Origin of the sequence: Neptunicella sp. (assembly GCF_048268085.1) — a bacterium.
Classification (GTDB): domain Bacteria; phylum Pseudomonadota; class Gammaproteobacteria; order Enterobacterales; family Alteromonadaceae; genus Neptunicella.
The window spans coordinates 36,172-56,974 of the sequence record NZ_JBLWWF010000012.1; the positions used below are offsets into that span (position 1 = coordinate 36,172).

At 44.1% G+C, this 20,803-nt stretch carries 14 protein-coding genes; 4 read left to right on the forward strand and 10 right to left on the reverse strand.

Annotated features, from left to right (window positions below):
- Positions 1-133: 133 nt before the first annotated feature.
- The 5 genes from ACTD55_RS11020 to pilM are packed head-to-tail and all read right to left on the reverse strand — an operon-like array spanning position 134 to position 4,679.
- Positions 134-1,903, reverse strand: coding sequence for a type IV pilus secretin PilQ (locus ACTD55_RS11020; protein WP_438864381.1), 1,770 nt, complete (start codon positions 1,901-1,903; stop codon positions 134-136).
- Positions 1,896-2,432 carry a pilus assembly protein PilP gene (locus ACTD55_RS11025; RefSeq protein ID WP_438864382.1) on the reverse strand — a complete coding sequence of 179 codons (537 nt, stop codon included), beginning with the start codon at positions 2,430-2,432 and terminating at the stop codon, positions 1,896-1,898. Before ACTD55_RS11025 ends, ACTD55_RS11020 begins: the two co-directional genes overlap by 8 nt.
- A complete protein-coding gene (locus ACTD55_RS11030; protein WP_438864383.1) occupies positions 2,429-3,031 on the reverse strand; it encodes a type 4a pilus biogenesis protein PilO in 603 nt (200 codons plus the stop codon). Before ACTD55_RS11030 ends, ACTD55_RS11025 begins: the two co-directional genes overlap by 4 nt.
- Positions 3,028-3,609: a PilN domain-containing protein gene (locus tag ACTD55_RS11035; RefSeq protein ID WP_438864384.1), complete on the reverse strand. Its 582-nt coding sequence runs from the start codon at positions 3,607-3,609 to the stop codon at positions 3,028-3,030. Before ACTD55_RS11035 ends, ACTD55_RS11030 begins: the two co-directional genes overlap by 4 nt.
- The gene (gene pilM, locus ACTD55_RS11040) at positions 3,597-4,679 is read right to left on the reverse strand and encodes a type IV pilus assembly protein PilM (RefSeq protein ID WP_438864385.1); all 1,083 of its coding nucleotides are present in this window, start codon (positions 4,677-4,679) and stop codon (positions 3,597-3,599) included. The genes ACTD55_RS11035 and pilM overlap by 13 nt, the downstream gene beginning before the upstream one ends.
- A gap of 135 nt (positions 4,680-4,814) precedes the next feature.
- Here pilM and ACTD55_RS11045 point away from each other — a divergent pair, with 135 nt between their 5' ends.
- Positions 4,815-7,460 (forward strand): penicillin-binding protein 1A, encoded by a 2,646-nt coding sequence (locus ACTD55_RS11045; RefSeq protein ID WP_438864386.1) that lies wholly within the window; start codon positions 4,815-4,817, stop codon positions 7,458-7,460.
- Positions 7,461-7,512: 52 nt separating this feature from the next.
- On the opposite strand, the gene ACTD55_RS11050 is transcribed toward ACTD55_RS11045, so the two are convergent.
- From ACTD55_RS11050 to ACTD55_RS11070, 5 genes are all read right to left on the reverse strand, one after another.
- Positions 7,513-8,481, reverse strand: coding sequence for a HupE/UreJ family protein (locus ACTD55_RS11050; RefSeq protein ID WP_438864460.1), 969 nt, complete (start codon positions 8,479-8,481; stop codon positions 7,513-7,515).
- Between the two features lie 29 nt (positions 8,482-8,510).
- Positions 8,511-9,431, reverse strand: coding sequence for a peptidyl-prolyl cis-trans isomerase (locus ACTD55_RS11055; RefSeq protein WP_438864387.1), 921 nt, complete (start codon positions 9,429-9,431; stop codon positions 8,511-8,513).
- The gene (locus ACTD55_RS11060; RefSeq protein ID WP_438864388.1) at positions 9,424-11,220 is read right to left on the reverse strand and encodes a DUF3604 domain-containing protein; all 1,797 of its coding nucleotides are present in this window, start codon (positions 11,218-11,220) and stop codon (positions 9,424-9,426) included. The genes ACTD55_RS11055 and ACTD55_RS11060 overlap by 8 nt, the downstream gene beginning before the upstream one ends.
- Before the next feature lie 258 nt (positions 11,221-11,478).
- Positions 11,479-14,529: a TonB-dependent receptor domain-containing protein gene (locus ACTD55_RS11065; protein ID WP_438864389.1), complete on the reverse strand. Its 3,051-nt coding sequence runs from the start codon at positions 14,527-14,529 to the stop codon at positions 11,479-11,481.
- Between the two features lie 350 nt (positions 14,530-14,879).
- Positions 14,880-15,794 (reverse strand): SDR family NAD(P)-dependent oxidoreductase, encoded by a 915-nt coding sequence (locus ACTD55_RS11070; RefSeq protein ID WP_438864390.1) that lies wholly within the window; start codon positions 15,792-15,794, stop codon positions 14,880-14,882.
- A 379-nt stretch (positions 15,795-16,173) separates the two neighbouring features.
- Here ACTD55_RS11070 and ACTD55_RS11075 point away from each other — a divergent pair, with 379 nt between their 5' ends.
- From ACTD55_RS11075 to ACTD55_RS11085, 3 genes are all read left to right on the forward strand, one after another.
- Positions 16,174-18,339: a TonB-dependent receptor gene (locus ACTD55_RS11075; RefSeq protein ID WP_438864391.1), complete on the forward strand. Its 2,166-nt coding sequence runs from the start codon at positions 16,174-16,176 to the stop codon at positions 18,337-18,339.
- Positions 18,340-18,410: 71 nt separating this feature from the next.
- Positions 18,411-20,006: an AMP-binding protein gene (locus ACTD55_RS11080; RefSeq protein ID WP_438864392.1), complete on the forward strand. Its 1,596-nt coding sequence runs from the start codon at positions 18,411-18,413 to the stop codon at positions 20,004-20,006.
- A gap of 75 nt (positions 20,007-20,081) precedes the next feature.
- Positions 20,082-20,750, forward strand: a complete 669-nt coding sequence (locus tag ACTD55_RS11085; protein ID WP_438864393.1) for a TetR/AcrR family transcriptional regulator — start codon at positions 20,082-20,084, stop codon at positions 20,748-20,750.
- The last annotated feature ends 53 nt before the right edge of the window (positions 20,751-20,803 follow it).

Below are 20,803 nucleotides of genomic sequence, written 5' to 3' on the forward strand. Positions count from 1 at the left end.
CGTTTTCAGGGGCGGGATTATCTCAGCTAAAACAGGATTTATGCAAGCATTGATGACTTTAGAGAGGAGCAAAGCACGAAATAGCCTGGATATTGATGAAATTTCCATCAATATCCAGACAGGTAATTGAATATTACAGCGAGTCAGTGATTATTTTTGGGGTAACAAATATCAGTAATTCACGTTTTTCGTTGATATTTTGGTTTTTCTTAAATAAATGCCCCAGTAACGGAATATCACCTAATACTGGTACTTTAGTGGTGGTATTTGTGGCATTACGCTGGAAAATACCACCCAATACAATGGTTTCACCATTTTCGACCAATACTTGGGTACTGATTTCCTGAGTATCAATTGCCACTGCCGGTCCTGTCGACGTTTCTACTGTGTCACCGCGCGTATCCTGAGTGATAACTAAATCCAGAATAATCCGATTATCCGGTGTAATATGCGGCGTCACTTTTAAACTTAATACCGCTTTTTTAAACTCAACGGATGTAGCACCACTTGATGTCGCTTGCACGTAAGGTATTTCGGTACCTTGTTCAATATAAGCATCATGCTGATTGGCCACGGTCAGTCGTGGACTGGCAATAATTTCGCCCTTATTTTCTTGCTCCATGGCGGACAACTCTAAATCCAGAATTGTACCGTCAGCTAAGCGAGCAATATTAATTCCAAACCGTCCGGCCGCTCCTGTGACTGGTAAATTAACGTTCAATCTATCAGTCAGCGACGGAATGGTGCCTCCGCCAATAGTCTGCGCTCCTTCCAATGAACCGGAATAGCCATCTGAACCTTGCTGATCGCTAACCCCCCAACGCACACCTAGTTCATCAGTCACATTGTCCCGTACCGTTACCATACGAGACTCGATTAACACTTGTTTAACCGGAATATCCAAGGCATTGATCATGGTTCGGGCTTGTTCGATAGAATCGGCGGTATCTTTAATAAGCACAATATTAGTCCGCTCATCCACTGACACCGTCCCACGAGAACTCAATATACCACCTTCGGTAGACTTAAGAATGGTGGCAATATCAGCCGCTTTAGCATAATTAATTTGGACATTGGCAGAAATCAATGGTGCCAGTTCGGCCACCTGCTGTTTGGATTGCAATTGCTGAGCTTCACGAGCTGCCAGTTCTTCTGCCGGGGCAATTAATAAGATGTTACCTTGCAGACGTTTATCCAAACCTTTAATTTTCAGAATCATGCCTAACGCCTGATCCCAGGGTACATCGGTTAAACTAATTGTTACGTTACCCGTAACCGAATCGGTGGTTACCAAGTTAAAGCCATTTACCTGAGCAATAATCTGTAATACCTGGCGTACCGGCACATCCTGAAAATCCAACGAAATAGGCGCACCTTCGTACTCAGACTGGACATTACCATTACTATCCGCCACAACCTCAGCCACAGGCTCAATTTCGATCATCAGACTGTTGTCAGTCACCTGCTGTAAAAAAGCGTAATTACCTTCAATATCAAACTCTACTCGAGCACCGGTTTCATCCTGAAAGGTTTCCAATTGCGACACATTGGTACCAAAATCCAGTACATCCAAGGTATACAGGTGCTCCTTAGCCACTTCAACACCCGGTAAACTCACTTTCAATTTACCATCCTGTTTAGCGACGTGAGCGCCAGATTCGGGCTTGTCAAAGGTAAACACCGCGCTTGCTCCACCACTTTCAGTGCGGTGAAAACTAACATCGATTAATTTATTCTCTAAAACGGATGCCGCCACCTCTGCCGGATCAACCAATTTAACATCGCCTGACTCGTCCTGAGCCATCGCTTGATAGGCTATTAAAGACAAAACCAATAAAGACATCCAAGTCCAAACTCGGTTAGATCTGTTTAATTTTTTATTAAAAATGTACCGCTCAGACATTATTTTTCTCTCCTGCCGTTGAAGACCGGGTCAGTTTGGCTTCTTTAGTTTGCCAACAACCAGTGCCATCTGGCAGCATTTCAGTGATGAAAACTGCACCATGTGTTATTGATGTAACGCGCCCAAAGAACAAGCCAAGATGATCCCCGACTTTAACTTTATGCAGACTGCCGTTATTGGTTTGTATCAACGCCCATTTATCGCCTTTGGCGGTGAATGACCCACGAATTTCCAGGGCATCAATACCAAAACGTTCCAGAGGTTGTTTTTTACGTTTGAAGTCCGGCTGCAAACAATTTTTTTGCATTGTTTCCGGCACTTCGGTCACTTCCGAGCTTAAACGCTGAAACGGACTACGTTTATCTTGCGCCTGATATTCAAAAACCGGCATACGTTTAAATTCAGGATAAGGCTCAACTGTAACTGATGTATTTGCTTTAATTTCATCAACATGCAATTGCAAATCGGAAATATCAGGCTGACAAGCAGCTAACAGCGACGCACTGCAGACGAGTAACCACTTTTTCATTTCGCGGCTCCTCCTGTGGTTGCGGTTCGATATGTCTTGGCTTGAAGGGTTAATTTCAAAACATCGCCATCTTGCTTAATCGAAAAATCATGTACCGTTACAATACGAGGCAATGCCGCGACATTGGAAACGAATCGTCCAAATTCGTGATAGGTACCTTCCACTTCCATCTGAATGGGCAATTCGGTGTAAAATTCTTTAGGAATTTCCGGCTGCCAATTAAGCAACTTAAATTTTAACCCCGCAGAGGTACCAACATAAGTAATATCATCCAACAATCCTGGCGTTTCATCACTGGTAGGCAGGGATTTAAGCATCGAGGAAAAGTCTTGCTGCAATTGTGTCAATTGTTCCTGATAGGCTTGTAAATTGGCTGCAATACGATATTTAGCTTCGTAATTACGTTGCAATTCAATCTCGTTGGCTTGCTCCTTTTCCCATACTGGTAATTTATCGTCAATCAACAAGTAATAAGACAACACACCAATTAGGATAGCTTCAACCAGAGCTACGACAAATTTTACTTCAAAAGGCCAACTCGCAATCTGTTCAAAATCAAGATCGTTCATTTCCTTTAGTTTAGCGAAATCAAATTTCATTTTTTGCCCTCCTCCGCAACGACTATTTCAGGAGAAACGCTGTGACTGATGTAAAAAGTCAGTTTGAAGTCGCTGACAGCACCACTATTACTGGTATTTGACACAATAGAAGATAAATCTTCACGATCAAAAACCGTTGAGTTTTGCAACTGACGCATGAATTCAGCCAGTCGGTTATTTGACTCACTTTGTCCTTCCAGCTCAATTTTATTTTTAGTCCGCACAAAACTTTTGAATGACACACCGGCCGGAACCAAATTGGCCAACTCATTAAGAATATGCGGTGCCACATTACGGCTGGCTTGTAATTGTTCAATGAGTGCCATTTGCTGTTCGATGGCATTTTTACGGGCTTTAATATCTTTTATTTCTGCTATCTGTTTATCCAGTCCATTGATCTCATTTTGCAGATAGTTATTTCTAAAGCGTTGATTATCAATCAGGCTATCCACTCCAACGCCGACAAACCAAAACAATCCAACTACCACAATAGCCACCAGACCTAATATGCCTAAATAGTCTTTTTTCTGTTTCTGGCGCAATCCTTCACGCCATGGTAATAAGTTTATATGTGCCATGGTGCAAATCCTCTGCTGGCCAAACCGGCAGCTAATGCCAATTGAGGGGCAAATTTTTCAACTCCCTGCTTAGTGGCTTTTTCACTCACCGTCATTTGAGCGAAGGGATTGAAAACATCAACTTGCATGGCTAATTCTGCACTCAATTCTTCAGCCACACCTGCAAGTGCGGCCCCACCTCCACTAATTAAAATCCGTTTAGGCTGTTCATGACGGGTGGTAGACACATACATTTGAATCGCACGACCAATTTGCTGACTCAAATTACTGATAAAAGGCGGCAATACGTCCTGGCGCCAAGTAGATGGTAATTCCTCGTTTAACAATTGTTGCTCTGCCTCTTGCTTGTCCAGTGCGTGAATGATGGCAATGTCCTGCAGTAACGCGTCCACCCCAAAATTATGCTCTTTGGTATAAGCAACCCGCTCGTCATCAAAGACACTGATTAGTAACTGGCTAAAACCGATATTAATACAGCATAAAGGAGCCGCCTGACCGTCTTCATCCACCTCAAATGCGCCAAATTCTTTTATGGCATTACCTAAAGCGTATCCTTCAACATCAACTACTTTTGGCTCAAACTCGACTTCTCTTAACAGGGTTACTCTTGAATCAACCATATCGCGGTGTGCTGCACTAAGCAGCACATCGACCTTTTCAGAATGAGCGGCACTTGGACCGAGCTCTTCAAAGTCAACGTAAACTTCATCAAGGGGATAAGGGATTAAACTATCGGCTTCAATTTCTATCTGGCTTTCCAATTCAATATCGCTTTGGTCAGGATCCATAAACACCACTTTGGAAATAACAGTAGAACCGGATACCGCCACTGCTACATCTTTTGATTTTATTTTAAGCGCCAGTTTTACTTTACGAATGGCATTACTTACCGCATCAAAATCTTTTATATCCCGATCGACAAATGCATTACCAACAATCGCCTCACAAGCAAAATCCTGTACACTACAATGCTCTCCATCCTTGCCTAACAGCACGGCTTTAACATAACGCGTACCAATATCCAGACCTAAAATCTGTGGTACTTTCTTACTAAAAAGATCTTTTAACACTATGATGTCCCACGGCCGATTAGCTTAACTTATTACCATTATTAACTATTTTTCCTTTAAAAAGGGTTCTAATAAAGGTACATAGGTATAAAATATAAATCATTTCAACAAATTTGCGCTGTTATCATCTATTTTGTGAAGTATCTCAAACCCTTAATAATCATATTGTTGGTATCTGTATTACTAGGTATAGCGACTATCGCTTCGTTCTACATTTACCTGAAACCTCAATTGCCTAGTGTCGACGTTTTAAAAGATGTCCACTTGCAAACTCCTATGAAAATTTATTCACAGGATGGCAAGCTGATCTCCCAATTTGGGGTAAAACGGCGAATTCCCCTATCAATTGAACAAATTCCACCGCAATTAATCAATGCTGTATTAGCCACCGAGGATAGTCGATTCTATGATCATCCGGGTATTGATATTATCGGCGTTTTCCGCGCAGCCGTTAATTTGATTACCACCGGTGAGAAAGGCCAAGGGGCCAGTACCATTACCATGCAATTAGCTCGGGGGTTTTTCTTAACCCGGGAAAAAGCTTATATCCGTAAAATTAAAGAAATCTTTATCGCCTGGCATATTGAACAAGTACTGACCAAGAATGAAATTCTTGAGTTGTATATGAATAAAATCGAACTGGGCCATCGTGCCTTCGGTTTTGGCGCCGCCGCACAAGTGTATTACGGCAAAGAGGTAAATGAACTCAATCTGGCACAAATCGCCACGCTAGCCGGATTACCTCAAGCCCCGTCAGTACTTAATCCTATCAGTCGCCCCGAGCGTTCTTTAGCCCGGCGTCGCATTGTCCTGTTACGTATGCTGGATGAAAACTATATTAATCAACAACAATTCGATCAGGCATTACAACAGCCGGTTACCGCTAAGTTACATGGCGCTGAAATCGAATTGCATGCACCTTATATTGCCGACATGGCCTATAACGAGATGATTGAGCGCTATGGTAAAGAAGAAGCCGAAACCCGTGGTTTTAGCGTTTACCTCACCACCCCGTCTGATTTGCAACGGGATGCGCAGCAAGCCGTAGTCAGAAACCTGCATGATTATGATGAACGCCATGGTTATCGCGGCCCAATTCGTCAATTATGGCAAGAACCTGAAGCTCCCCAAGCTGCTGAAACAGAAAATAGTGATACATTCCAGGATGACTCTGCTAACCATGATTCGTTGTTAGCCAATACCACACTGGCCCAGCCCAGCAATGCCTGGTCGGAAGAGCAGATGCTGCAAGCACTTAATTCACAAATAACTTATGCGCCATTAGAGCCGGCGATTGTCACTCATACCGAAGAGCGCTCAATTCAGGTCTTTAATGCCCAAGGGCAATATTTGGATATTGATTGGGACGGTATTGCTTGGGCTCGTCCTTTTATTAATGATTCTAGACAGGGGCCCGACCCGCAAGTCGCCACTGACATAGTTAGCACCGGCGCACTAGTTTATATCCGTAAACGGGACGATGATTCTGGTCAATGGCAACTGAGCCAAATCCCAGATGTCAGTGGTGCCTTTGTGGCGCTTAATCCTGAAAATGGCGCTATTCAAGCATTAGTTGGTGGGTACAGCTTTTATCAAAGCCAGTTTAACCGCGCGACGCAAGCAAAACGGCAGGTTGGTTCGAACATCAAACCATTCGTTTATTCAGCCGCTTTAGATGCCGGTTACACCTTAGCCAGTGTGATCAATGACGCCCCGATCAATCAGTCTGACCGTGATTCGGGCACCGCCTGGCGTCCTCAAAATTCTGATCATACCTACGATGGCCCCATTCGCATGCGGGTCGGCTTGGGTAAATCAAAAAACATGGTATCGATTCGATTACTGCGCGGGGTAGGACTGGACAATGTGATTCAACATCTTGCCCGCTTTGGTTTTAATCCCAAAGAATTGCCTCACGATGAAACCTTGGCAATTGGTTCTGCATCGTTAACACCGATGGAGGTTGCCACTGGTTTTGCCATTATCAACAATGGGGGGTTTGCGGTAAAACCTTATCTGATAGAGCGAATTGAAGATTTACAGCAGCAGAAAGTCTGGAATGCCAATCCCATGGTGGCCTGTCGCAGCTGCCGTAATAAACCTCTGGATAGCTTGCCAGCTGAAACATTGCCAGAAGGAATTGAAGCTCCGCAAGTCAAATTAGCACCGCAAGTACTGGATTCACAAAATGCCTTTCTGGTCACCGAAATGATGCGCACCGGTTTACGCGCCAATGGTAGTTGGACCTATAAAACCTATTGGCAAGGTACCGGCTGGCGAGCACGCAACATTTTACAGCGCGAAGATATCGCCGGTAAAACCGGAACGACAAATGATGCCAAAGATACCTGGTTTAGTGGTTTTACTCCCGATTTAGTTGCCACTGCCTGGGTTGGCTTCGATGATATGAGTCGCTCATTGGGTCGCACCAGTCCTAACCAATACCTGTTAAACAAAAACCCTGAAAAATATAACTGGTTAGGTAACGCCATGGTCGGTGGTGAAGATGGGGCCCGTGCTGCTCAACCTGCATGGATCCGTTTTATGCAAAAAGCCTTACAAAACGTACCTGAACGTCCCTTTTATATTCCTGAAGATATTGTCACCGTGCGTATTGACCGTACCACCGGTAAATTAACCCAGCGTACTGACCATACATCACGTTTTGAATACTTTAAAAAAGGCACTGAACCCACTCAATATGTGCGTGAGGACGAACTGGTTGACCCTTATTTAGAGCAACAAGGTCAAACGCAGCAAGAACCGGAAGATATTTTTTAACGAGTAAATGTAAGGTGTGTTCAATCGTCCAGATAAATAAAGCTTATTGATGCTAAAAAATATCCATGGTTCTTTCAATAAACCAATAGCTGGACAACACACCGACACTAAGCGGCACATATCGCATAGAAATTAGCGAATTATTTGCAAAATATTTTTTCCCTATTTTGCAAATCATCAAAATACAAATGACAAACAGGAGTTGGCCCAACTCAATCCCTACGTTGAAGAAAAAGAGTGAGATCGGGATTGAGTCTTCACCTATCCCAATATCATTTAACGCGGTCGCAAAACCGAATCCGTGTAACAAACCAAATCCAAATGCAGCTAGCCAGGGCCAGCGATGAATAGTCCCGACTTTTCCTTTTTGAGCCTGAATAACTTCTGCTGCGAGAAATGCAATAGATAGTGCAATAGACGCTTCTACCGGTGCTGTCGGGAGATGAACCCAACCTAATGTTGTACCTATTAGTGTAATTGAGTGTGCAATGGTAAAAGCGGTAATCGCCCCTAACAATTGTCTGCGACTTTTAATTATCAGAATAAGGCAAAAAACAAATAAAAGGTGGTCAATGCCCGCAAGTATATGGGTAACGCCAAAACCTAAGTAAGTTTTAGCTGCAATCCAGCCGTGTCGTTTAATTGGAATGTGAGCATAAGGTGCTGACCCTAATATGCGTAATGTCAGTCCTTCGCCAACTAAAGGCTCGTATTGAAGTAGCGCATCCGTTAGGCTCGCTTCAAGATTTTCAATATAAATTGTTTTACCAAGCAACCCACCATCACACTGACTTCGCCAAGTTTGAACTGCTGCACCTTTAACTTTTGTTGTACGCACCATTCCGGTGATATGGCATTCATGCGGAAGAATAACATTGAGATTCAAACGCATATCTCCTTGAGCCGGGGTTTTCCAAAGGAAATCATAAGTTGTCGATGTGATTTCACGAACATCAAGATAGGCAGGGCGAACTTCATGGGCTGAGACGGTAGAAGCGAAACCAGTGAAATAAATTAACACTGCCAATAACGAGTACGCCCTCACGTTCATTACTCCGTATTCCCAGAAAAGCGATGCGAATCAGTTGACGATATACTCCCTTGCATGGTCGATGTCGGCCAATCAACTTCTACCGAATAACGTTGACGAATTCGCGCTAAATAGTTCTTGGCGGCTTCCTCTCTTTTTGCTTCTATCCAGTCTACTTTCAGTTTGTCTTTGATTTCACTAAATTCAGGATCGATAGACGGTTCGCGTTGCGTAATAAATACGAGGTGAATACCCAAAGGTGAAGATACCGGACCAAACCATTTACCTTCCACACCAGCAAAAATACTTGATGCAAAGTTTTCTCCAAATAACGAGCTAATGCGTTGCTTGGATAAATGTGACAATTTTGCCGGTATCACTGATGGATCGCCCATTGATTCAGGCTTGGCACCGGCTTGCAGGTTTAACAAACCTTGCTGCGCATCTGAGATGGCTTGCTCTCCTCTGAGATCCTGACTAATCAGAACGTGACGAAAAGATATTCGCGCGGGAAACCGATATTCCAACCGTCGTACTTTAAACCAGTCTAACAATTGAGCATCACTAGGGTCTTCACTGGAAGCGGTATCTTGCGCAAGAAAAGTTAACTTTTGCTTCATTCGTCTTCGAACTATCGTGTCATCTTCATCAAGACCAATTGCGATTGCTTCTCGATAAAATACCTCTTCGTTGACGAAGTCATCCACTAACGCACGTAACTCTTGTTTTGATGGTAAACGACCGGCGACGAGACGATATTGATTAGATATTTGTTCTATTTGACCTTGAGTAACGACTATTTGTTGTGTTGCGCCTGATTTTTTCGCTCCGTTGATAAACAAGTTGAGTATAAATAATAACAACGCTATGAGCATAAATTGTAAAATGGGCTCTCGCAGCATTTTCGCAATAATACCACCAGCACGATTGCGATTATTCATCGGCAGGCTCAAACCAAATGGGTGACGTATAAGCGCGTTCCTGCACTGTTTTAGCAACATTAGGATTAGGTTCACTATTTGCGCGTATTGCATCCCATGTAGACCAACGACATGTTGGGTTTTCTAATACACGGGCATAGTAAAATGCTCTTTGCGCAGCATCGAATTCAGGATCCAGCCACTGTGCACGTAATTCAGCATCACCTACTCCTTGAGTCATTTCGCAGGTCTGGGTATTAACTGCTGCGCCATTATCCGCACAACGGTGGGTTTCGGGATTGATCGATCCATTATCGGAACAGGCAACATCGTAAACTTTTTCATGAGATTGCCCCTCACTATCCAGCCAGCCCTTAATAATTTGCACACGTTGTAACGGGGCGGAATTAACATCACGAATAGCCATCACCACAAAATTGAGGGGCGTGTTGGTTACATTGACGATTTCTCCCCCCATAGGTACGCCGTTGGCGTAAAGTCGTGCCAGTCCTTCAGCCGTGGTTAAATCATCTGCATTCAGGTTTTTCCCGGCGAACAGTCGAACTTTTATTCTTGGCCCTGTCGTACTAAAGGTTTCTTTGCGACGCATAGCCGAAAACAATGACTCACGGGTATTCGATTCCGCCCAAACACCAGCCAGACCAGCTGAGCCCCATGCCAACGTTAAACGCGAAGGTCTGCCATCCGCATAGTATTCATTCCAGTCTTTAAATTCCGGGCCGGGAACTGAACCTCTTTTTGCAGGTGTTCCGTCGAGTACACCGGCCTTAGAAAAATAATTATCCTCTTCATAGGGCCCGGCTGAATCATGACCATCGCTCCCCGAAACGAAACCCAATTTATAGGGATTTACACCCGTCGTATTTTCAATCTCCAAACCGCGTTTAAGCGCATCTCTCACATAGCCGCCTGCAAATTTAGTGATAGGTTTCAAGGACCCAATATAAGAGGTCATAAGTTCAAACCCGGCAAACTCATCGTTGGGAGAAAGTAATGGCATCGTCTCCGATTGCCCCTTCACTTGCGACACTTCTACTAAAGGTTCATTTCGAGCGCGCAATTGAGCGTATGCCTCATCAATTGGCTGACCATTCCACATGGTTCTTTCAAACATGGTGCCGTCAGAAGCATTGGAGTTATGTGGTATAGCCAATGAATCGATTCCCTGAGCACGCAGTTTATCCAACCAACGCCACAAGTCTTCAGGATTTTGCGAATCCAGAGCAGTGTATGGCAGTTCTGGTACCTTATTATTGGCAAAGATAACATTACGGTGCAGATTTCGCTTACCGGGTAATGAGGTAAATTCGTATCCCACAAAGGTAGTGAATACACCGGGATTATTGTGCCGTTCAGCACTATCAATCTCGTCCTGCCATGCGGACTTCGTCACACGCGTATCACTGAACTCCGGCAAAACTTGACTTTCAAGCATACTATTAACAAAACGAGAAAAAGCACCTAGTACTTCTTTACGATTAGTGGAAAAAAGGTCCTTGGCATAAGGCACCTTGGAATATTCTGTACCCGGCGTCGCAATTTCAGCTAACACGCCAAGGTATTCGGCATGATCAGTCACCGCAAGAAAATCGAGAGGTGGAGAGTGCAATTTAAGGTCATAACCTAAAGGATGTTTGATGGTTTTTCCTTTAGCGTAGTTGTAAGCGTCATCCGGTGAGGTACGCACATTGAACAAGTATGCATCATATGAATGACGGGTATGGATATGAAGATCACCAAAATAGGCGTTACGTATGGGGTTGACGGCAACGGTCTTTTTTTGCGCCATCTGATTACTAGCAGGTGCGCTTGACGCAACAACGGTCTCTGATGTCGACTCAGAGTCACAAGCAGATACAATAACGCAGCTAACTATTAGGAGCGTAATGGTTCGAAGTGTGGCCATTGTTGAACGCGAATCAGCTTTTATTTTGCATATAAAAAGTGGCTTCATCATTTTATGTCCTGATTCATAAGAGATATTGGATGTCACAGTTAAAACAAATATAAAAAGGTGGGAGCGCTCCCACCTTCCGGATCCCCCTAGCTAAAACGTATATTTAGCACTGACTTCAAAGGTACGACCTAGTGGATTAGCCATCCACGGATCGTAACCAAACTCCTCTTGCGCTGGCGGTGGATCACGATCCAATATATTAGCGGCAGTGGCGCTGATAGAAAGCTCATCATTAACTTCTACGAGATAGGTGAAGTTAACCGTCACCCAATTTTCACCGTTTTCGCCGTACTGAATATCAGGTCGTTCGTCAGTAACTGCAGAAACATAGTTTATACCTAGTCGGAAATTCTGATAATCCAGTTGATAATTGATCCCCAAATTGGCCCGCCACTCGGGTGCAGCCTGTGCAAAAGTTGCAAAGTTTAAGGTGCCTAGTCTATCGTCGCCGGTAGAAACAACTACCCCATCCAATTCAGTAGAACCCGTTTTTAACTCTGTCACTTTGGTCGCGGTTAAATCCAGTTTCAAAATGCCAGTGTCAAACGGCATCTCATACTTTGCTTGAATATCAAAACCATTGGTCATTTGGCCCGGACCATTACCGTAGCGGGTCGAGATGGCTGAAAACGCGCCAATGGCGCTCATTCCCACCGTACAGCCGTTGCTAAAGGTCACACGATTTAACAAAGGTTGTTCATTTGCGTCACAAGTCGTAATTGTGCCACCTTCACCGTTAAAAACCAGACTGGCAACTTGATTAGGATCCGCGACTTCACCAATTTGATCTTTTGTCTCAATATCAAAGTAATCAACGATGAGTTGAAAATCGTGATCCTCTGAAAAACCTCGGCTTTGCCAAATAGCACCGACATTCCACGATGTGGCGGTTTCTGGCTTAAGGTTCTCATCCGTAATAAATTGTGCTGCTAGCCAATTATTTGCTGCAACCGTATACGTTCTAGCCCCCACACTTACCGCCCCAGGTATTACGCCAACAGGTGGAGTTTGATAATTGGTTCCGTAAGAACCACGGAAGATTAGTGAATCGGTTGCCCGCCATTTACCGGCAAATTTATACACTGTAGCCCCTAAGCCTCCTGAAAATTCTTCATTACGCACTGCGGCCTGAAAGTCCACTGTATCGGTGACAGGTAACTGAAACTCGGCAAATAAGGAATATTGTTCACGTTCAGCGGCGTCAGCTGGATCCGGCGCAAAAAGCACATAGGGACCAGGGCCATCGGGTGTACATCCTCGGAAATCGGGATCGGTTGTCGATACCGGATTAGCTTCAAGGTTGGGTGATCCTTCACCATTTGCACTAGTGTAACCATCTGGCCAGGCGCAAGGTGTACTACCATCCATGAAAGGACTGTCAACTTTTTCTCGGCTAGAGAAATTTCGGTATTGTAGGCCTGTTGCCCACTTAATTTCGCCACCCGGCAATTCAATGCCTGAACCTCCATTAAAAACTAAATCGAAAGTGAGGCTATTACTAACGGTTTCTATCGCGCGTTGGTCAAAGAGCCAACGAGTTAATTCTTCGTTGTTTTCACTGCCGGAGATATAGTTAGGATTACTTAAATTTTGCATCGGGTTTTTAGCAAAAGAACTGGAGAAAGGATTCCACCACATACAACCATTTTGACCTGCCGCAGACGGATTTTGTGTACCAAATCGGCTAGGATCCAGATCAACGGCGCTACAGTTTGGTCCGCCAAAACCATAAAGCGCTTCTTGTAAACGGTAACCAATCGTATCGGCGTGAGTACTGGATGAGATTGCCTGATTAAACGTCAGCGCCATATCAAACCCGATATCTTTAGCCCGCCCTGCCCAGTCACCCAATTCTCCGTTGAGCACAGCAGATACCCGCCAAACCTTATTCTGGATATCATCGGCGACCCCATAACCATCACCACCAGAAATAAAATCATTGCCGCCGTGAGCTAATAATCGGTAGGTGAGAGGAGTAAAACCTGCTGCTGATGAAAGCCCGTTATTGGCAGCAAACTCAGCCGCATAAGGATTACTAATAGGAATATAAAACTGATCAAGCAGAGTGGGCGAAAGTGCTGGCCCCCTTATTACCGGTTGTGCCGGAGATCCCATAACTTGTGGCACTGTGACTTGTCCGTAAGATGCATCAAAATGAAAATCAATACTGTCGGTCACTTCAGCATTGAGCTGGGCATAACCTCGGAAAATATCCTGATTTTCGACCAATCGATAGAATTGAATATAATTGTAGGCACAAGTATAGGCATTGTCATAGCGCCCCCCTACCGCGGCACAAGACTCAGGCGTGAAATCGGACGCAAATCCCACAGGGGCGCCCCATTCACCATTGGCTGTCGCATCAGGAACTGACGGTAACGGCCCTCTGGCTGTCCAACCGGCGAGATTGGTTAGTGTTGACCAGGGAGCAGGATTATATCCTTCTTTGGTTGAATCGAGTGAAGCTTTAGAAAAATCTCTATCTAAGGTACTGAGACGGGAACGATGTTCATACTCCGCAGACCACATAAAATTAACTTTATCCTCGCCGAAGCCACCCAATAAGCCGATTGAATAATCACCATCAGACGAGTCAATCAATTTGTATTGTGCATTGGCTTCAAAACCAACAAATTCTTTACGGGTAATAAAATTAACCACACCACCGGTTGCATCCGCGCCATAGATAACGGCAGCACCATCTTTGAGTACTTCAGTGTGGCTCAACGCAATCGAAGGAATATTAGAGGTATTCAGGTTCATTCTGCGGCCATTGAGCAAAATAAGGGTTTTATCTGAGCCTAGGCCACGTAGATTGTAATTAACCGAACCGGTCAGTGCGGGGCCACCAAAGTAATAGGATTCCCCTGTGGTAGGCCCAGAAATAGTCAAGCTTTTAGCAAATTCCAGCGCCGATGGTGAACCTTGCTTTTCAAGATCCGCCTGATTGTAAACTTCAACGGGAAGGGCTGCATCGAGCGGGGTTCCCTTTATATAGGATCCCGTGACAATGATTAGCTCTACATCTTTCGTATCGGTCTTTGTCTCACTATCTGCTTCTTGACCCCAGCTGCAAGGAGTGGTTAAAGCAATGCCTATTAATATTGCAAGGCGGGTTTTATTACACCGTTCAATCTCCATCGTTTCCCCCTAATTATTGTTATAATTTTGTTAAGTTAATTAACATGAGAGTGAGTATTATTCCTTGTGATAATTTTGTCAATCAGATTTGCACAAACTTTGTGCAACATTGAAAGGCGGAATATCCAATGAAGTGTGGGCCAATTAACTTGAATTAAGAGCATCAAGCATGAGGGATTATCAAAATAGCGTGGTAAAGGCATTACGCCCTGGAACCTGGGAGTCCAGCTTTAATTGGAAAGAAAAGAAAAAGTATGAGTGGAAACGAGTTAACCCGTTAGGTCTTTTTAACAGCTATCGAGTTAACAAATAACTCGATAGCGTGCCGAAGTATGAATACAACACTTATTTTATTCTGCCTGTTGTGATGCCAACGCTTTTTCAACAAATTTAGTAGTTTGTTCATCACCGCGTATAAACATTTTTTGTTTTGACACATCGACAATTTGATCAATATGAATTGCCACATTTTCTGCAGTTTGTTGTTCCGGAGGCAAGTAAATACCGTCCGTTTCAAAAATTTGTGTGGCCGCATATCCACCCGCACCAGCACACAATATCAATCGAGAAGGCGATTCATCGCTAGCTAAATAGACCAGTCCAGCAGAAACACTCTCGACTGTGAGCACTTCACTGGCTTGCTGATCTATTAATCCATCCATCATTCGGGTGGCAGCACATGGCGATATCGCATTCACTTTGATACCGTACTTCTTCCCCTCAATGTCCAACACATTCATTAGACCGACGACGCCCATTTTTGCGGCACCGTAATTAGATTGTCCAAAATTGCCATACAGCCCGGAAGACGATGTTGTCATAATGATTGTGCCCTGTTGCTGTTCGCGCATGGTAGGCCACACTGCTTTAGAACAATTCGCAGCACCCATTAAATGCACATCCACCACCAACTTAAAATCATCAAGGCTCATATTGGCAAAACTTTTATCCCGTAAAATCCCGGCATTGTTAACCAAAATATCGATCCTTCCCCATTGGGCTAACGTATCAGAAACCATTTGATTGACTTCTTCAATGCTGGTGACATTAGCGCCATTAGATATGGCTTCACCACCAGCGGCCTTAATTTCCTTTACGACTTGTTCCGCGGCAGACAAGTCTCCACCTTCGCCACTGACACTACCGCCTAAATCATTGACAACCACTTTTGCTCCACGTGCCGCTAAGGCTAAAGCATGAGAGCGACCAAGACCGTTACCAGCTCCTGTAACAATAGCGACTTTTCCTTCAAATCTAATGTTCATACTGCAACCTTTATCGTTGTTCCCCCTTCACTATTGAGCGAGGAATTTAATTTCACTTGCCTATGGCAATCTCAGCCGATGTCTTCCTGTGATTACTGTTTTTCGACAATCACCTAGGTCGTTTTTCAATCAAACATTCTTCAATTTAGTTGTACTCGATACTGAATTTAAAAATATTGTGACAACATTTTATATTATCACACAGTATAATGTTAATTATTGCAATAGTTTATGTTGACATTTATTATAGTTTTGTTAAAAGTGTTACAGCTTTGTTGCTTTTAGTTGTAAGCCAAACACAGTGAACAACGCATGTACTTGCAGATGCTTTCGGGTTTCTTCGGGTTCAGGCCCACGACGGGATAGAGGAGAACTAACAATGATAAGTCTTACCAAGAATAAAAAAGCGAAATTAAGCTTATTGGTGCTTTCTATGGGATTGAGTACACACTCAATTGCACAGGAAGAAGAAGTTGAATCCAAAAAGCCGAAAGAACATACCTTAGAAACCATTGAAGTCACTGCAGAACGACGTGTAGAAAATATTCAAAAATCGCCGCTCGCTGCGTCAGTAATACAGGGTGATGAAATCAGCAAATTGGGGATTACGAAAGTAGATCAGCTACAATTTGCCATGCCCTCAGTGGTCGTCAATAACTTTGGCCAAGGCGTTGATTTTAATATCCGCGGTATTGGTAAGGCCGAGCACAATACACAAACAACTACCGGGGTTATAACCTATCGCGATGGTGTTGCAACCTTTCCTGGCTATTATACCGCTGAGCCTTACTATGACATCGCCAGAGTAGAAGTCTTACGTGGCCCGCAAGGAACATTCGCAGGCCAGAATGCAACCGGGGGGGCCGTATTTGTAAATTCGAACAATCCTGAAATTGGTGGCACTTATTCCGGTTATCTGCTCGGACAAGTCGGCAATTATCGTGACGTTGCTACACAAGGAGCGTTGAATATTCCAATTAGTGACACGTTCGCTGCTCGTATAGCGTTTAATACGGAAAACCGTGACAGTTTCTACGATATAGAAGGCCCTTACACCGGTGATGATGGTATTAGTATGCAAAGTGGAAGACTCAGTTTGCTTTGGGAACCCAGCGATTCACTATCAGTACTATTTAAATCTGACTACAATTATCAGGATTTGAGTGCTTATCCCACTGACCCTGTCAATTCGCCAAATGATATGTTTGAAACCACGGCGAACGCAGACTTGGCGGCCCGAGATAAATTTTCACGTTCAGTACTAAAAATTGATTATACCTTTGCCGGCGGTACCATTCTGCGCTCAGTTTCGGGCTATCAATCTGGTAAAAGCCTGTTTAAAGCCGATCTTGATGGCACGAGTGTTGGTATCAGGACTTTTCGAGATGAAGTAGAAGAGCGAATTTTCTCGCAAGAGCTTAACCTGATTTCACCGGATAATGACGGCTTTAACTGGATCCTTGGTGCGTACTTTCAAAATGATGATATTACATTCCCACCAGGTCAGTTCGTAACAGGGTTACCTGAGGGTAATCCGGCTACCGAATACCGACTGGAAGGCGAAAACCCCAAAGAAACCAGAGCCGTTTTTGGTCAGGTCACCCTAGATTTATCTGAAGGTCTAGAATTGCAAGTAGGATTAAGACATTCAAGAAGCAATACCGAAAACCAAATTGATATCGTTCAATATGGCCTTCCTCTAGAGAGTTACCAAAAAGCGGAATACTCCAAGACCACAGGTAAAGTATCGTTAAACTGGGATGTTAATACCGACCACTTTCTATATGCCTTTGCGGCAACGGGCTACAGACCTGGTGGACTTAACGTTAATGTAGGGCTCGGTTTGCCTGAACCTTTTGATCAAGAAGAAGTCACCAGTTATGAATTCGGTTGGAAAGCGTCATGGCTCGACGATCACTTGCGTACTCAATTGACCGGCTTCCATAATGACTATGATAATTTCCAGGTCAGAATTGGTTATCCGGATATTCCTACCTTCGCATTTCAGCTGAATACACCTGAAACCACCAAGATAACCGGTATGGAAGCGCAACTTCAGGGCGTATTTGGGGATTTCTCAATTAATGCAGGTATGTCGATAATGCGCAGCAAATTAGGCGAATTTTATGCGACAGATCCACGTGTTCCTGCACCGGGTACGACTTGTGACCCAATAAGTGGACCAGAAACCATCTCATGTATTGCTTTAGAAGGGCGTGACCAGACCTATGCGCCTGACGTTACTTTCAACTTTTCCATGCAGTATGAGTTTATGTTGGATAAAGGAACACTCACTCCTAGATTAAACTTCGGCCATGTATCCGAACAGTGGGCAACTTTATTCCAGAATGAAGCACTGGGAGATCGAATCGAAAGTCGAAATATAATGGGTGGTCAAGTTGCCTGGCAATATCAAGACTGGACAGTGACCCTGTACGCCACCAACTTGACAGATAGACGCTATGTTTCCGCTATCAATTCTGGCCTGCGACTGGCCGGCTTACCACGTCAGTATGGTTTGCGCGTGATGAAAACATTTTTCTAGTTAACGACGCACATTGCAGCCAATTCAGCTGAATTGGCTGCGTATCCTTTTATTTTTATTCAGATAGAGCCATGCAATCATATTCACTTACCGTAGATAAGTTCCTTGACCATGCTGCTAAGTGGCTAGGAACACAAGAAGTTGTTTCTGTCCATCATGGAACAGAAGTGACGCGTATTAACTATGCTCAATTGAGACAACGCAGTAATCAGTTTTCAGGGGCACTGCGGGCAATTGGCCTTAACTTTGGAGACAGGATTGGAACACTGGCCTGGAATACCCAGCACCATATGGAAATGTACTACGCCACGATGGGAATTGGATTGATATGTCACACGCTTAATCCTCGCTTTAGTGCTAGTCATCTTGCCACTATTATCAATGAGGCTGAGAACCGTGCGCTAGCAGTTTCGGCCAATCTATTGCCCTTATTACAAGAACTACTGCTACTCTGCCCATGTATCGAACATGTCATTCTGATGGATGAAGATGATGTTGAACTCGCCGCTATCAATACACAAAGTGTGAGTGTTTGGCGTTATGAAGAGCTGTTAAGTAATAAAGGTCAACCTGTTGAATGGGGTGAATTCGATGAAAACACCCCCGCGGGGCTATGTTATACGTCGGGTACAACCGGCAAACCCAAAGGCGTACTTTATACACATCGCTCAAACTATTTACATACACTTTGCACCTTACAAACCGGCGGTATCGCGTTGAGAAGTAACGACGTTCTGCTGGTTGCCGTACCAATGTTTCATGCCAATGGCTGGGGTTTACCCTTTTCTGCCCCGGCAATTGGTTCAAAAATGGTTTTGCCTGGTCGCAATGCAGATGGCGCAAGTTTAGCGACATTAATGCGTAATGAACGCGTAACAGTAGCAGCTGCAGTACAAACAGTATGGTTAGGACTAGTTGAACATCTCGATGAATGTGGCGGTGAGTTACCTGATCTGGAGCGTATTTTGATAGGTGGATCAAAATGTCCTGACGCATTAATCAAACGTATTGAAGATCGCCTTGGCGCACGTGTTCAAACCAGTTGGGGAATGACTGAGCTTTCCCCTCTAGGCACGGTGACAGCACTATTCGAGTCCAATACAGACTCTCGTACTGCAGGCCGGCCCCTTATGGGAATTGATCTAAAACTCACAGATGCTCAGGGCAATACTTTAGAAGATCAACGCGGTGTGGTTGGACACTTAAAAGCAAAAGGCGCGAGCGTGGTAGATCGCTATTATCAAGCCGAGCATGACTCACTAGATGAGCAAGGCTATTTTGATACAGGTGATTTGGCGATGATCGATGAACGAGGTCACTTGAGTATTTGTGGCCGTTCAAAGGATCTGATTAAATCAGGTGGGGAATGGATAAACCCTGCAGAAATAGAAGATATTATTGGCCAAATTGACTCTGTTGGACAAGTTGCAGTCATCGGAAAGCCGGATGAAAAGTGGGGAGAGCGGCCGATACTCATCGTTGAAGCCAATGCTGGTGAAGTGATTGACTCGAGTACTTTATTGAATCAATTACGTGGAAAAATACCTGACTGGTGGATACCCAAAGACGTTATAATGATTGATACTATGCCATTAGCAGCAACCGGCAAAATAGACAAACTTTGGTTAAAAGGTAATTACAAAAGTTTAAATCTTTCATCGATTTAGCCAAGTTGACTGTCTGATTGTTAGTATTTAGGATTAAGCCATATCTCCGTCGATCATAATAAGTTGGATAACAACATGACACAGGAATCACCAAGGCGCTCAAGGCGCAGTAAAGCTGAGCAACGAGCTGAAAGTATAGAGCTAATCCTTGATGAAGCAGAATACCTGTTTTCCAAAAATGGACTTTATGGTGTCACACTGCGAGATGTCGCCAAACGCGTTGGTATACATACAACATTAGTGCACTATTACTTCAAGGATAAGCAAAATTTATTTGAAGAAGTATTTTCCCGTCGCGCAGGTGTCACCAGTAGTCGCCGTATGGCTGCGTTGCAACAATATGAAGTTGAGGCCGGTGATAATCCAACCGTGGAAGGGGCGTTGCACGCATTTCTCGATACCGACTTAGACCTGTATTACGACGGTGGTGAAAACTGGATGAATTACGCCGCCTTTTGCGCGCGGGTCAGTAATACGCCTGAAGGTGCCGAACTAATGGATAAACATTTTGATCCCGTCGTTCTTAAGTTAATTGGGATTTTGAAAAAGGCTTTACCAGATTATTCAGATGAAGATATTTTCTGGGGGTATCATTTTGTCACCAGTTCGCTAATGAGTACGTTAGCCAGAACTGGCCGTATCGATCGGTTATCTGATGGCGTATGCCATTCAGATGATTTCCCTGCCGTTAAAAAACGGATAGCCAAGTTTATGTCAGCGGGATTTTTGGCTCTGAAAGAGTAAAAGGGAATCGTCTGGCGATCCCCTGATAGGTCAAAGTCATATTTAGTCGATAC